This window comes from Marinomonas sp. SBI8L (genome assembly GCF_001624705.1).
Taxonomy (GTDB): domain Bacteria; phylum Pseudomonadota; class Gammaproteobacteria; order Pseudomonadales; family Marinomonadaceae; genus Marinomonas.
Map to the genome: position 1 here is coordinate 60,045 of NZ_JSEO01000014.1, position 13,933 is coordinate 73,977.

Below are 13,933 nucleotides of genomic sequence, written 5' to 3' on the forward strand. Positions count from 1 at the left end.
ATACCAAACAAAATCCAAAGAGGACCAAGATGGACAGCCCTGCACATATAGACTTACCCACTCTCACAGAAAAAGAGCAACAAGAACTAAGTCAAGCAAGCTGTCCCGTCTCAAGATACAAAGAGATTATTGAGACCAAGAGCGAAGCGCTAAATCAACTTTTCCTCCAACAACTCCCCATTGAATGGCTAGTAAAAGGTCGCGCAAATCTAATTGACCAAGTACTTGCCACTGCTTGGCAGTCAAAAGGGTTAGATAAAGAGAAAGATATTTGCCTAGTTGCTGTTGGCGGCTACGGCCGTGGTGAGTTACATCCAAAGTCTGATGTCGACCTACTCATTCTTATTGATCAAGTTGATGAGCCACTAAAACTTAAACTAGAGGCCTTCATCACTTTTTTGTGGGACATTAATTTAGACGTGGGCCACAGTGTTCGCACCCATGATGAATGCATAAAGCTGGCTCAAGACGATATCACCATCATCACCAACCTAATTGAATCACGACACCTAGCTGGCGAACCAGATCTACTAGCTAACGTACAGCTTGCTATTGATGTTGAACACATGTGGGATGGCCACTCTTTTTACCAAGCAAAAATCAAAGAACAAGAACAGAGACACGAGAAATACCAAAACACTGCCTATAACTTAGAACCCAACCTAAAAGAGTGTCCTGGTGGGTTAAGAGATATGCAAGTTATTGACTGGGTTGCCAAACGTCACCTACACACACATAGACTAAGCGCCCTCATTAATAAATCCTTTTTATCTGAGGATGAGTACCACAGACTAAAAGAAGCTGTCTCCCATTTATGGCGTATTCGTTGGGCCCTACATATAGAGACCAACCGTAAAGAAGACAGATTATTGTTTGACCATCAACGTAGTCTAGCAGGCACCTTCGGCTTTATTGGCGACGACCTTAAACGTAACGTCGAACACTTTATGCAAGGCTATTATCAAAGTGTTGCCGCCATCCAGCAATTAAATGATTTACTACTACAGCACTTCGAAGAGTCTTTCTTATATCCAGACCAAAGCAATATCACTGAAATCATTAATGAAAGATTCCAAGTTCATAATGGACAACTAGATATTCGTGATCAGGATGTTTTTCGCAAAACCCCCTCCGCTATTCTTGAAGTCTATGTTGTTTTAGGCAGCAGAGAAGACATCAAAGGCTTACGCGCAAATACAATGCGAGCACTACAAAACAGCCTAGACCTAATTGATGATGAGTTCAGATACGACAAACATAATACTGAGCTCTTTATGGACATTATTTCTAGCCCATATGGCATGACTAGCTTGCTTCGCTCAATGAAACACATTGGCGTGTTGGGGCGTTACCTCCCTGAATTTGAAGCAATCATAGGTCAAATGCAGCATGATTTATTCCACGTTTATACCGTCGATGCCCATACCCTACAACTCGTGGAAAACCTGCGCAGACTTTGGTTACCTGAGTACAAACAAAAATTTCCAATTTCATCTCAAACAATTCGCCACCTACCTAAGGTAGAGTTAATTTACATAGCAGGCTTATATCACGACATAGCCAAAGGCCGAGGCGGAGACCACTCTGAATTAGGCTGCCAAGATGCTAGAGCCTTTTGTGAGAGACACAGCTTATCTAAGCACGATACGGAGCTCATTGTCTGGCTTGTTAGAAATCACCTACTCATGTCTGTTACTGCTCAACGTAAGGATATATCAGATCCCGAAGTAATCTGGGAATTCGCTCGCATAGTTAAGGATCAAGAACACCTAGACCACCTTTTCATTCTGACTGTGGCAGACATTAATGCAACCAACCCAGCTATGTGGAATAGCTGGCGCGCATCATTAATGCGCCAACTCTATTTAGAAACAAAACGTGCCTTAAGACGCGGACTAGACTCTCCAATTGATGCAGAAATGCTGATTGATGAGCATAAACAAAGAGCGTTAGAAGTATTGATTGAGCGCCGTGTTGATATTTGCGAAGCAGAAAAAATTTGGGAAACCATAGATGATGAATACTTTATTCGCTCCAGTGGTGATGAAATTGCTTGGAATACAGAAGCGATTTTAAATCACAAAAGCGATAAACCTCTAGTTGCAATCAAGTCACTCGGTGGCCGAAATTTCTCTGGAGCAAACCGTATTTTTGTCTACACCCCCTGTAGCGATCATCTATTTGCCGTTACGGCAGCGACATTAGAGCAACTAGGCCTCACCATTCTTGATGCAAAAATCAATATCACCACCCACAACTACAGCTTAGATAGTCTAGTTGTCATGGATGATAATGATAGCAACACTAATTGGAATCTTGATATTAATAAAATCAAACTAATTCAAGACACCTTAATTGAACAACTCGAATCCCCCTCTTTGTACGAAAGCTTAATTCAAAGATACACACCAAGAATTCTTAAAATATTCAATAATGCTGCCAGAGTAAGCTTAGAGAACAACCCCGAAGACATTTGGTCTGCCATGGATGTCATCGCTCCAGACCGTCCTGGCTTATTAGCCATGATAGGTCAATTTTTCATGACTAAAAACATCATGCTTCATAAAGCCAAAATCGCCACACTAGGTGAACGAGTGGAAGACACTTTTTACATCACAGAGAAAAATGGTGAGCCAATTTTAGAAGAAGCTCGCATTAAACAACTTTGCCAACAACTCGAAGAAAAAATCGACTTATTTTCACAAGCCAATTAGCGAGGAAGAAATGAATCCATCCATTAATGAATTACACCCGTACCCGTTTGAAAAGCTCGCTAAGCTTTTAGCCGATATAACACCGAATAAAGACCTTGAGCTAATCAAGCTAACCATAGGTGAACCACAACATCCCGCACCACAATTTGTATTGGACACCCTAGCTCAAAACTTAGATAAGGTTAGTAAGTATCCAGGCACTAAAGGAACCCCAGAACTGAGACAAAGCATTGCTAACTGGGCAAGTAAACGCTTTCAACTAAGTCAACTAGATCCTGATACTCAAGTTTTACCCGTAACAGGTACACGTGAAGCACTTTTTGCCATCACTCAAACTCTCGTAGACTCAACCAAGCCTAATGCAACAGTGATTAGCCCAAACCCCTTTTATCAAATCTATGAAGGTGCAACGATTTTAGCAGGCGCAAAACTACACTTTTTAGCCGGTAATCCAGAGCAAAATTATAAAATTGATTACACAGATATAAGTGATGAGGTTTGGCAAGACACTCAAATCTTATTTACTTGTTCTCCGAACAACCCTAATGGCTATGTCACAACACTAAAAGACTATGAGTTCCTCCTTAAAAAGTCAGCTGAGTTTGATTTCACCATTATTGCTGATGAATGCTATTCAGAAATCTATTTCGATGAAAATACAAAGCCAACAGGCCTATTAGAAGCCTGCCAGAGATTGGATAATCAAGAGTATAAAAACTGCCTCGTTTTCCACTCTTTATCTAAGCGCTCAAACTTACCTGGATTACGCTCTGGCTTTGTTGCTGGAGATGCCGACATTCTCGCCAGTTTTTTACTTTATCGAACCTACCATGGCTGTGCGATGGCATTGCAAACCCAAATAGCCTCTATTAGCGCTTGGAACGACGAGGAGCACGTATTAGAAAACCGCAATCTCTATCGTGAGAAGTTTGAACAGGTACTAGAAATCCTGACGCCTGTCATGAAGGTAAGCAAACCTGACGCTGGCTTTTACCTATGGCCACAACTCGATATAGACGATGAAGTTTTCTGCCAAAAACTTTATCAAGAAGAAGCGGTATTAGTATTGCCTGGCCGTTACCTTGCTCGAGAAGTGGAAGGTATTAATCCTGCTAAGAACCATGTACGCATGGCCCTTGTTGCTACTACACAGGATTGTGTTGAAGCGGCATCTCGCATCAAGCGCTTCATGTTAAAGCACACAAAATAAGTAAAATATTTTATCGATAAACGCCTGTATTTTTATCATTTCAACAAAGCCAAATTAAATTGAAACTGATACCATACTGGCATTCACTTTTACAGGTTAAGCTGAAAACAACTTAGCCTGAACTAACTTTATATTTATCGCGTTGGAGTTAATTAATGAGCAGTCAATTTTTCGCATTAGGTTTAGGCATAGGCACACAAAACACAGAAGGTGAGTGGTTAGAAGTTTTTTACTCAAACCCTATCATCAACCCTGAAAAAGCCGTTATTGATGCGATCCTTGAAAGCACTAGCTATACAGAAGGCAATGACACTATTGTACTTGATGAAAGCGATCTTAACCGCCTTCACATGAGTCTACTGAAAGCTGGCAACATTGAACAAGCTGAGCTTGCATCACGCCTAAAAGCATCAACTCAACCTGTCATTCTTTGCCTACTAAGCAAAGATGAAGCACCAAGCAACCCAGCTGAAGTTTACTTAAAGCTTCAACTAATCTCTCATCGTGTAATTAAGCCCCACAGCACAAACTTAACAGGCATGTTCGGTCTATTAATTAATACAGCTTGGACAAGCGACGGTCCTATCGACGTTAGAGAACTAGCAGATCGTCAACTAAGCGCTCGTATGGAAGGCCGTACAATCGAAGTATTTAGTGTTGATAAGTTCCCTAAAATGGCTAACTTTGTTGTGCCATCAGGCATTCGTATTGGTAATGCTGCTCGTATTCGCCTTGGTGCACATCTTGGTGAAGGCACAACGGTAATGCATGAAGGATTCTGCAACTTTAATGCAGGTACTTTAGGTAACTCTATGATCGAAGGCCGTATCTCTGCTGGCGTTGTAATTGGAGAAGGTTCAGACCTAGGTGCTGGTTGCTCCACTATGGGTACACTATCTGGCGGCGGCGAGATCATTATCGGTGTCGGTGAAAAATGCCTAGTTGGTGCGAATGCGGGTATCGGTATCGGTCTTGGCGATCGCTGCACAGTAGAAGCAGGTCTGTACATCACTGCTGGACAGAAAGTTCTCGTTCGTGATGAAAACCGTAACGTAGTCGCTACAGTTAAAGCTCGTGAACTATCTGGCAAATCTGACCTTCTATTCATTCGCAACTCAGAAACAGGTGCGGTTGAATGTCGTACCAATAAATCTGCTGTCAGCTTGAACGAAGAGCTTCACGCTAACAACTAAGCATTATCTAGCGCGATCAAATATGGTCGCGCTTTTATTGAATAATAAGGCAGACAATGACAAGCATTTACGGCATAAAAAATTGCGACACCATGAAAAAAGCCATGACCTGGTTAACTCAAAATGAGATTGAATTTAACTTTCATGACTATCGTAAAGACGGGCTAGAAAAGGAATTTATCAGCCAATGGATAGCAGAATTTGGGTGGGAAAAGATCATCAATAAACGCGGAACAACATGGCGAGCATTAGATGAAGGCACAAAAAACAATATGAATGATGCTCAAGCTATAGAAGCAGTTTTAGCTCAACCCGCTATGATAAAACGCCCTTTATTAATTCATAACAATAAAGCAACTTTAGGCTTTAAAGCTGCTGAATACGAAACAATATTTAATTAACCGTTTATCTTCAAGGAAGAATCACTGGTGCATAGGCGCAGCGATAAACGTTATTTAAGTAAGCTGTATAAGCACCCTGCCCGCAAACATTAACAACCGGCGCAGTACCATTACCCGCTTCATCAGACATAATTAATGGTACATATTGGTTACTTGTTCTTGCATAACCTGTTTCATATGTTTGCACACCACAGGCGGTCAATAAAAATAGGCTAGATAAAATTAATAGATTTTTCATAAAAAGGCCTCGTAATTCGAGCTGTATCCTAGCAAACATACTTAAAAGTAACAAAAACTTCGACCTAAGGTAAAGAAAAGACCACTATGACTAACTTGTCCTCCACTTTAGAACTTGCATTTGACCTCATATCTCGCCCTTCTGTAACACCAGAAGATGCAGGCTGCCAAGATGTCATGATTCAACGCTTAGAAAAACTTGGCTTCGAAATAGAAAAGATGCCATTTGGCGAAGTGAAAAACTTTTATGCTAAGCGAGGAAGCTCGGGCCCAAATCTTTGCTTTGCAGGTCATACTGATGTTGTACCGACAGGCCCTGAGTCAGAATGGATCAACCCTCCTTTTGAGCCAAAAATCATTGATGGAAAACTCTATGGCCGTGGTGCAGCAGACATGAAAGGTAGTCTAGCGTCCATGGTAGTTGCTGTCGAAGAGTTTGTTAACGCCAACCCAGATCACCAAGGACAAATTTCTTTTTTAATTACAAGCGATGAAGAAGGTCCATTTGTAGACGGAACCACACGTGTAGTGGATGCCCTTATCGAGCGCAAAGAGAAAGTTGACTGGTGCATTGTTGGTGAGCCATCCAGTACAAACCAACTGGGTGATATAATCAAAAATGGTCGTCGTGGCTCATTTAGTGGCAACCTAACCATTTATGGTAAACAAGGGCATGTGGCTTACCCACACCTAGCCCAAAACCCAATACATATCGCAGCACCTGTTATCGCAGAACTTTCAGAAACACATTGGGACGAAGGTAATGACTACTTCCCACCTACCAGCTTCCAAGTTTCCAATATCAATTCTGGAACCGGCGCAACCAATGTGGTACCAGGCACATTAAACACTCAATTCAATTTACGTTTTTCATCTGAGTTAGACTTTGACAAGATAAAAACTCGTATTCTAGCGATTCTCGAAAAGCACGGTGTCAAATACGACATTGAGTGGACCTATAACGGCCTACCTTTCCTTACTCGCCCTGGAGAACTAGTCGATGCCATTGTTAAATCTGTTGAAGATAGCGTGAACATTACACCTGAACTTTCTACATCAGGTGGCACATCAGACGGTAGGTTTATCGCACAAATGGGAACACAGGTGGTTGAACTTGGCCCTATCAATGCGACCATACATCAGATCAATGAATGTGTTGAGGCAGAGAGCTTAAACCAGCTGACGAATATTTATCGAAAAACCTTGGAAAATCTTTTCCTATAGTTTAATTTGCCAGCCATGAGCCAAAGAAAAACCTTCCTCAAGTTTAGAAGGCAAGTTCATCAACTTGCCTTACGTTTAGGAAATAACCCTAAACTTGCTTTTGCACGCCTTTTACAAGGTATATTAGTGTTTTTATTCGGAGCCTTAATACTCATTATTTCCGATAGAGTACTAGCAAATTCACTTCAACAAGAGATGATAGCACTCCTCGGTGTTATCATAGCGGGCATTGGCATAATCATGGCGCTTTTTGGCTACCTATCGATGAGCTTACTTCGCCTATACCATATGATTAATAACAAGGATCATTAAGCACAATGCAGCCAGATATTGAAATTTACCTGCTTTCTTGCAACAAGGACAAAATTTTTGAGTGGTTGCAGACTCACTTTGAAATCATTGACCAAAAAGCCTTAAATAAAAACTTAATAAGTCTTAATGCTTCAATTAATGGTGCTGAGTTTGAAATTCAAATACTCGAAGAAGCTGCTGGAAAACGCTTCACTTCGGTTTGGTTGAATTCAGACAAAACACCTTGGAAAGATGATGTAGAATGCGCTAAAGCGGCTTACCAAGCTCTAAACTGCGAAATTAGATGTAATATTGGCAGCTGGAGCGAAGTGGAGGAGCAAGATCCTGATCAATGGTGGCATATAAACCAATATGAAGAAGGCCCATTTATTTGGCGCTAATTTTTTATTAAAGCTAGGGCATGACCCCGCTTTTAACTAACGGCTACACAACTAGTCCGGTAAAGAAATATAGAGAGAAAAAACATGCAAATTACCCTGCTTAAAGGCAAACTTCACATGGCTTGCGTTACTCAAGCCGAACTCTGGTATGACGGTTCATGCGCTATCGATAGCGACCTTGTCAAACTAGCAGGTCTTCGTGAGTTTGAAAAAATTGATATCTATAACGTAAGCAATGGTGAGCGTTTCCATACTTATGTTATTTTAGCCGAAGCAGGCTCTGGCACTATCTCGATGAACGGTGCTGCCGCTCGCCGTGTGCAAGTTGGCGATAGAATCATTATTGCCGCTTATGCTGATATGGACGAGAAAGAAGCAGATGAGTTTGAACCTAAACTAGTCTATTTAAACGAAGATAACAGCGTTGAGCGCAGCACTAACACCATTCCGGTACAAGTGGCATAACACGTAAATCTTTATAAAAAAACGTCAAGCGAATTTTCGTTTGGCGTTTTTTTATAGCCCACCCCCAAGGAGAAAACCTTGCTTTCTCAATTTGAACCCGCCTTTGCCGCTTTCATTCAAGCAGAAATGCAAACTGACTTAGCCCATGATTATCAACACGTTTTAAGAGTCGTTAAAAATGCGTCTAAACTTTGTCAGCAAGAAGGTGCAATCGAAGCTGTCGTATTACCTGCAGCATGGCTACACGATTGTTTATCTCTACCTAAAGATCATCCGCAAAGGGCTCAAGCATCACAACTTGCAGCAGACAAAGCCATTAGCTTTCTAACCAGCATTCAATACCCAGCAGAACATTATCAAGCGATACACCATGCCATTTGCTGTCATAGCTATAGCGCTAACATCACACCATCCACACTAGAAGCAAAAATAGTTCAGGACGCAGATAGACTCGATGCATTAGGTGCTATCGGCATAGCAAGATGCTTACAAGTTAGCAGTCAAATAAAGCGCCCACTTTATGCACCTGATGATCCATTCTGCAACACAAGAGAAATCGATGATAAAACCTTCACTCTTGATCATTTTTATCAAAAGCTTTTAAAAATAAAAAATACAATGCACTGTCAATCCGCGAGAAAAGAAGCCGATAAACGCAGTGAATATATGCAAGGCTTTTTGGAACAACTACAGAGTGAGATCAGCTACTAACAAATGATGAACCAATAGAGATCTGATAAAGTAAATTTCAGGCACAAAAAAACCAGCCCATTGGGCTGGCTTTTTTTGCTTCAGATGAGCCTATAAAACAGCAAGTGCTGCATCATAGTTTGGCTCATCAGCTGTCTCAGCAACTTGTTCAGTATGAATTACTTCACCTTGCTCATTGATAACAACAAGCGCACGAGAAGTCAGACCCACTAAAGGCCCCGTCTTAAAATCGACGCCGTAATCATCACCAAAGCTTGAGCGGAAGCTAGATCCTGTATCAACATTATCAATCCCTTCAGCACCACAAAAACGAGCAGCAGCAAAAGGTAAATCAGCAGAAACACATAATACTGTCACATCTTTTAAAGACGCTGCCGCTTCATTAAATTTACGCACTGATGTTGCGCAAGTTGGCGTATCAATTGAAGGAAATATATTCAACACCAATTTCTGGCCTTGATAGTCAGCTAAAGTAACAACAGACAAGTCTGTTTTAACCAATTCAAAATCAGGCGCTTTTGACGATACTTCAGGCAATTGCCCAACAGTTTCAAATGGATTTCCCTTTAGAGTAACACTTGCCATAACACTATCCTTTAAAAGTTAATTAACCGTTACGTAAAATAGATACGTTCTCAGCTTGCTTACCTTTTTCGCCTTCAGTCACATAAAAACGAACTTGTTGGCCTTCAATTAGGAAGCGGCGACCACGGCCACGGATAGCACGGTAATGAACAAAAACGTCCTCACCATTATTACGAGTTAAGAAACCAAAACCTTTTGAAGAGTTAAACCATTTAACAGTCCCTTCTTCACGGTCATCATCCTCTTCCTCTTCTTCTGACGAAGAATTAGTAGAGGCTTTAGACTCGCCACCCAAAACGGCACCTAGATAAGATGCAACAAAAACAAAAGCAAAATACACAAGGAAGTTAGTACCTAGATCTTCCTGTAAAACGGCAGCCATTAGCAATGGCATAACTAAAGCAATAATGATACTTGCCACAAAAGCACGTAATGAAAATACAGAAGGAGTGGCAGATGTCGTGCTGCTACTTACTTCATTATCTTGGTTGTCATTCATAAAATTTCTCTTTTAACAGTGAAATGAAAAACCCACTTTATCCGGCATTATCGAGGCCAGCATTGGTGGTAAAATAAAAAAATATAACTTGCTATACAAAGCACCCATGATTGCCATTTAGATTCCACGCATAACCCCCTATAATAGCGGGACTCGCTTTTGGTACAAAAATAGAAATGCTGCCTAAAAGAATCGACAATTTATTGTTAAAACTTTTATCAACACGGCAAACTCAAGAGCTTAACGTCATAAGATTAACATACAGATGGTACGAATGAACACTACAGAAATCAACGAGCGCATCAATGACTTAGAATTCAAAGTACTGTATCAGGAAGATACGATAGAAAGCTTAAATCAGGTGGTTTCTCAGCAACAAAAAGATCTACTCATGTTACAAGAAAAAGTACAGCTTTTGGGGCGCCTGCTTGAGTCATACCGCAGCCAACAAGGCATAAACTCTGAGAACGAAATACCGCCACACTACTAGTCTTCAATAAAGTTAAAACGCATTATTTTCACTTGAATCAAGTGATTTTAAAACATAGATATCAAAGCGCCCAGATTTCCCATCTAGTTGATAGGTTGGCTTTTTCAAATCTAGGTAGGGAGCACCTTTCGGACGCTTAACAACAACACGGTACTTAGCCTTCTCCAAGGCTAAGGGCAAAAGCGCATCAGCATCCTCATCATGACCAATAAGATCTCTAAAAAATGCCATTTCCTTTTTGGCTGCTGCAGATTTTTCCGTATGTGGATACATAGGATCTAAATAGACAACATCTACAGACTCGCCTATGTAATCAGCTAAAGTAGAAGGGGCAAGCCTCATACGTGCCATAATATCAGCAACCTCTTCATGATAACGGGCAGCATTCAAACCTGACTCAAGTAAAGCTCTAACAAAAGGAACACGTTCAAATAAGGTCACTTTACAGCCAAGTGTAGCCAACACAAATGCATCTCGCCCAAGCCCTGCCGTCGCATCAAATACACTAATATCTGCCCGCTTATTTAAACCCACAGCTTTAGCGATATCTTGCCCTTTACCTCCACCAAATTTACGCCTGTGTGCAACAGCACCACTCGTAAAATCAACTTTTACAGGAGCAGGAGCCCCTTTACCGGTTCTTGCAATTGAAACATGGTCAGAAACAAGTAAAAGATAATCATACTGATTAACAAATTTAAGCGGTGTTTTAACAGAGAAAAAATCAAGTTCAAGAGATTTAGCTAAGGTTTTAGCAGCCTCATTGTAAAAAGGCTCTAGCGCACTTACAGCAAGAGATTGAGTCATGAAGAGTTACAATATAAATAAAAGATTAAGCGAAAGTATCAACGCCAATAAGGTAGTTTTTCGGATTGTCTGCAGCCATAGATTGTGTAGCCTGATAGCTTGCTATCGCTTCCTGTACCGCTCTATCTAAACCTTCAACACGACTAAATTTGGCGCCCTGACTCTGCCGGGCATGCTCAAAGCTAGACACTGGGCTTGCAGGTAATGAAAACTGAGGGGCGCTAACAGGTTCAGCAACAGCAGGTAACGTCGGCTTAACTTTAGAGCGACCTGCATCCGAAACAACTGGAAAACGCGTATTTATTTGCATAACAAGCGCGACCTCAAGATTATAAGAAAATGACTATCCAGCATATACCAAGGCAAGTAGTACGCCTCCCAATATTAGACGATATATTAAGAAGGGTGTAAAACCAATAGTATTTAGCCACTTCAAAAAGAAGTAAATACAAAAGTAAGCACTTAATGCAGATAAGATCACACCAGAAAAAAGCGAGCCCCATTCTACATAAACATCCGTTGTTAATAGCTGAACCAGCTTATAACCACCAGCTAGCACAATTAAAGGAATAGAAAGTAAAAATGAGAAACGTGCTGACGATTCGCGATTAAAGCCAAACGCCCTTGCTGCTGTCATAGTAATACCCGAACGTGATGTACCTGGAATCAAGGCAATCGCCTGAGCAATACCTATCATCAAACTAGTGCGCCAGGTTAGCTGGTATTCACTTTTTTCATTAGAACCAAACCTATCTGCTAACCAAAGTAAAATACCAAAACCTATAGTGGCATAAGCTATCACTTCAACAGATCTGAGATTCGCTTCAATAAAGTCATTAAAAACTAATCCAGCTAAACCAGCAGGTATAGTGCCTATGATTAAACACCAACCTAGCTTACTTTGTTCAGTTGAGCCCTTTCCCATCAAAGATGAAAACCAGCCCCCTACCACTTGAACAATATCGCGATAGAAATAAGTCACAACAGCAATCAAGGTGCCGACATGAACAGCGACATCAAAGGCTAAACCTTGATCAGGCCAATTAAGCACCTGTGCAGGTAAGATAAGGTGAGCAGAGCTCGAAATAGGTAAAAATTCAGTTAGCCCTTGAATAAGGGCTAAGAAGAGTATTTGATACCAAAACATTAAACTATCGTTTCCCTACTTTAAGCGGCTGCTTTTCCCATGATATTTCATCCCTAAGATAAGTTGGTACAGCTTCGTGAGCTGCTACCGTCTCGCCTTTATGCCAAGCTATTTCAGCCAAGCGAACAATACAAGATGCCTTTGGCGCGGCGTCTTCTAAAATATGCTTAGCCTGACTAGGCAATAAATTGGATAGTGTTTCTTGATAGCACCAACCAGACCCTATACCTTGATAAGCCTTCTCAAAACCAGATAGCTGATCAGGTTTAATTACAGTTTCTTCAAAGCTGGTTTTCACAACAAGCGAACCATCACTCTCAGAAAACTCATAACCACCAAGATACACTTCTCCCATACGAGCATCCAAAGCAGCTAACCAATGATTATCACCTGTTTGCTGAAACCCATCTAAAGCCAAAGCGGCTAAGGTCGAAACAGGAATAACAGGTAAATCAGCGCCGTAAGCTAAACCTTGAACCACACCAGCAGCGATTCTTAGTCCAGTAAATGAACCTGGACCTCTAGCAAATGCGATGGCATCAAGATCAGATAAACTCAATTGTGCTTGAGTTAGCATCTGATCGACCATGGGAAGAATTAATTCATTATGTTTACGAGGTGCGAGACGAAAATCATCCATCAGCACACCATCTACCAGCAATGCCACAGAGCATGCTGGTGTCGAAGTATCTAACGCTAAAATAGCAGTCATTTGTATTACGCTTTTAGGGCCGCCAATAAAGTTTGTTTGATCTCATTCAGATCACCCACACCGTTTACTTTCACATATTCAGGCGCATTATCAGCCCCTGTTTTAGCCCAATCATTGTAGTAGTTAACTAATGGTGCTGTTTGATCATGGTAAACACCTAAGCGGTTACGCACAGTCTCTTCTGTATCATCAGCACGTTGAACCAAGTCTTCACCTGTTTCATCATCTTTACCTTCCACTTTAGGTGGATTGTAAACAGTGTGATAAACACGGCCAGAACCTGGGTGCACACGACGACCACTTAGACGCTGGATAATTTCTTCATCCGCAACATCAATTTCAACAACATAATCGATATCAACGCCAGCATCTTTTAATGCATCAGCCTGAGGAATTGTACGTGGGAAACCGTCAAACAAAGCGCCATTATTACAATCAGCAGCAGTTAGACGCTCTTTTACAAGGCCAATAATAATATCGTCAGATACCAAAGCCCCAGCATCGATAACAGCCTTAGCTTTAAGACCTAGTTCTGTACCTTCTTTAATGGCCGCGCGCAGCATATCACCAGTAGAAATTTGAGGAATAGAAAAAGCTTCAGTAATAAATTGCGCTTGCGTACCCTTACCTGCGCCTGGAGCGCCCAATAGAATAACTCGCATAACAATCTCCTATATATAATTTTAAAAAATAAAAACTGGTCTGACTTTTGTCGGTCTTACAGGCAGAGCATCACCTAGCTCAAATTGATACCTAGCCATTTACAAGTCATAAAAAATAAAACGGTCGCCAAGGATACCCAAGCAAGCATTGAATATGCAAATTAACTGACAAATATTCGTTATT

18 protein-coding genes are annotated in these 13,933 nt (G+C 41.1%); 10 read left to right on the top strand and 8 right to left on the bottom strand.

Translation table 11 applies throughout. The features are described from left to right. Positions 1 to 29 precede the first annotated feature (29 nt). The 4 genes from glnD (at position 30) to OA91_RS19015 (ending at position 5,518) form a co-directional block, all read left to right on the top strand. Positions 30 to 2,714, top strand: coding sequence for a [protein-PII] uridylyltransferase (gene glnD, locus OA91_RS19000; RefSeq protein WP_063336842.1), 2,685 nt, complete (start codon positions 30 to 32; stop codon positions 2,712 to 2,714). Between the two features lie 10 nt (positions 2,715 to 2,724). Continuing rightward, positions 2,725 to 3,924 (top strand): succinyldiaminopimelate transaminase, encoded by a 1,200-nt coding sequence (dapC, locus tag OA91_RS19005; protein WP_063336841.1) that lies wholly within the window; start codon positions 2,725 to 2,727, stop codon positions 3,922 to 3,924. A gap of 155 nt (positions 3,925 to 4,079) precedes the next feature. After that, positions 4,080 to 5,117, top strand: a complete 1,038-nt coding sequence (dapD, locus tag OA91_RS19010; RefSeq protein ID WP_046018590.1) for a 2,3,4,5-tetrahydropyridine-2,6-dicarboxylate N-succinyltransferase — start codon at positions 4,080 to 4,082, stop codon at positions 5,115 to 5,117. Positions 5,118 to 5,173: 56 nt separating this feature from the next. Continuing rightward, positions 5,174 to 5,518 carry an ArsC family reductase gene (locus tag OA91_RS19015; protein ID WP_063336840.1) on the top strand — a complete coding sequence of 115 codons (345 nt, stop codon included), beginning with the start codon at positions 5,174 to 5,176 and terminating at the stop codon, positions 5,516 to 5,518. 10 nt (positions 5,519 to 5,528) lie between these two features. Here OA91_RS19015 and OA91_RS19020 read toward each other — a convergent pair whose 3' ends face one another. Then, a complete protein-coding gene (locus tag OA91_RS19020; protein WP_046018588.1) occupies positions 5,529 to 5,756 on the bottom strand; it encodes a hypothetical protein in 228 nt (75 codons plus the stop codon). Positions 5,757 to 5,842: 86 nt separating this feature from the next. On the opposite strand from OA91_RS19020, the gene dapE reads away from it, so the two are divergent. The 5 genes from dapE to OA91_RS19045 all read left to right on the top strand — a co-directional run bounded on the left by dapE (position 5,843) and on the right by OA91_RS19045 (position 8,847). After that, on the top strand, positions 5,843 to 6,979 hold the full coding sequence (gene dapE, locus OA91_RS19025; protein WP_063336839.1) for a succinyl-diaminopimelate desuccinylase: 1,137 nt from the start codon (positions 5,843 to 5,845) through the stop codon (positions 6,977 to 6,979). A 15-nt stretch (positions 6,980 to 6,994) separates the two neighbouring features. Further along, on the top strand, positions 6,995 to 7,291 hold the full coding sequence (locus OA91_RS19030; RefSeq protein WP_063336838.1) for a hypothetical protein: 297 nt from the start codon (positions 6,995 to 6,997) through the stop codon (positions 7,289 to 7,291). Positions 7,292 to 7,296: 5 nt separating this feature from the next. After that, positions 7,297 to 7,671 (top strand): hypothetical protein, encoded by a 375-nt coding sequence (locus tag OA91_RS19035; RefSeq protein ID WP_063336837.1) that lies wholly within the window; start codon positions 7,297 to 7,299, stop codon positions 7,669 to 7,671. Between the two features lie 84 nt (positions 7,672 to 7,755). Then, positions 7,756 to 8,136, top strand: coding sequence for an aspartate 1-decarboxylase (panD, locus tag OA91_RS19040; protein WP_046018584.1), 381 nt, complete (start codon positions 7,756 to 7,758; stop codon positions 8,134 to 8,136). Positions 8,137 to 8,214: 78 nt separating this feature from the next. Further along, complete coding sequence (locus OA91_RS19045; protein WP_063336836.1) at positions 8,215 to 8,847, top strand: HD domain-containing protein; 633 nt, start codon at positions 8,215 to 8,217, stop codon at positions 8,845 to 8,847. Between the two features lie 90 nt (positions 8,848 to 8,937). Here OA91_RS19045 and tpx read toward each other — a convergent pair whose 3' ends face one another. Beyond that, on the bottom strand, positions 8,938 to 9,432 hold the full coding sequence (gene tpx, locus OA91_RS19050; RefSeq protein ID WP_046018582.1) for a thiol peroxidase: 495 nt from the start codon (positions 9,430 to 9,432) through the stop codon (positions 8,938 to 8,940). A gap of 22 nt (positions 9,433 to 9,454) precedes the next feature. Further along, positions 9,455 to 9,931: a cold-shock protein gene (locus tag OA91_RS24750; protein ID WP_046018581.1), complete on the bottom strand. Its 477-nt coding sequence runs from the start codon at positions 9,929 to 9,931 to the stop codon at positions 9,455 to 9,457. A gap of 274 nt (positions 9,932 to 10,205) precedes the next feature. Between OA91_RS24750 and OA91_RS19060 the strand changes: the two genes are divergently transcribed. After that, a complete protein-coding gene (locus OA91_RS19060) occupies positions 10,206 to 10,421 on the top strand; it encodes a SlyX family protein (protein WP_046018580.1) in 216 nt (71 codons plus the stop codon). Positions 10,422 to 10,433: 12 nt separating this feature from the next. On the opposite strand, the gene OA91_RS19065 is transcribed toward OA91_RS19060, so the two are convergent. Genes OA91_RS19065 through adk form a run of 5 tightly spaced genes read right to left on the bottom strand, consistent with a single transcriptional unit; the run spans position 10,434 to position 13,749 of the window. Beyond that, on the bottom strand, positions 10,434 to 11,228 hold the full coding sequence (locus OA91_RS19065; RefSeq protein WP_063336835.1) for a class I SAM-dependent methyltransferase: 795 nt from the start codon (positions 11,226 to 11,228) through the stop codon (positions 10,434 to 10,436). A 25-nt stretch (positions 11,229 to 11,253) separates the two neighbouring features. Then, on the bottom strand, positions 11,254 to 11,538 hold the full coding sequence (locus tag OA91_RS19070; protein WP_063336834.1) for a hypothetical protein: 285 nt from the start codon (positions 11,536 to 11,538) through the stop codon (positions 11,254 to 11,256). Between the two features lie 33 nt (positions 11,539 to 11,571). Continuing rightward, on the bottom strand, positions 11,572 to 12,375 hold the full coding sequence (locus tag OA91_RS19075; protein ID WP_063336833.1) for an undecaprenyl-diphosphate phosphatase: 804 nt from the start codon (positions 12,373 to 12,375) through the stop codon (positions 11,572 to 11,574). A gap of 4 nt (positions 12,376 to 12,379) precedes the next feature. Further along, on the bottom strand, positions 12,380 to 13,087 hold the full coding sequence (tsaB, locus tag OA91_RS19080) for a tRNA (adenosine(37)-N6)-threonylcarbamoyltransferase complex dimerization subunit type 1 TsaB (protein WP_063336832.1): 708 nt from the start codon (positions 13,085 to 13,087) through the stop codon (positions 12,380 to 12,382). A 5-nt stretch (positions 13,088 to 13,092) separates the two neighbouring features. Next, positions 13,093 to 13,749: an adenylate kinase gene (adk, locus tag OA91_RS19085; protein WP_046018575.1), complete on the bottom strand. Its 657-nt coding sequence runs from the start codon at positions 13,747 to 13,749 to the stop codon at positions 13,093 to 13,095. Between the last annotated feature and the right edge of the window lie 184 nt (positions 13,750 to 13,933).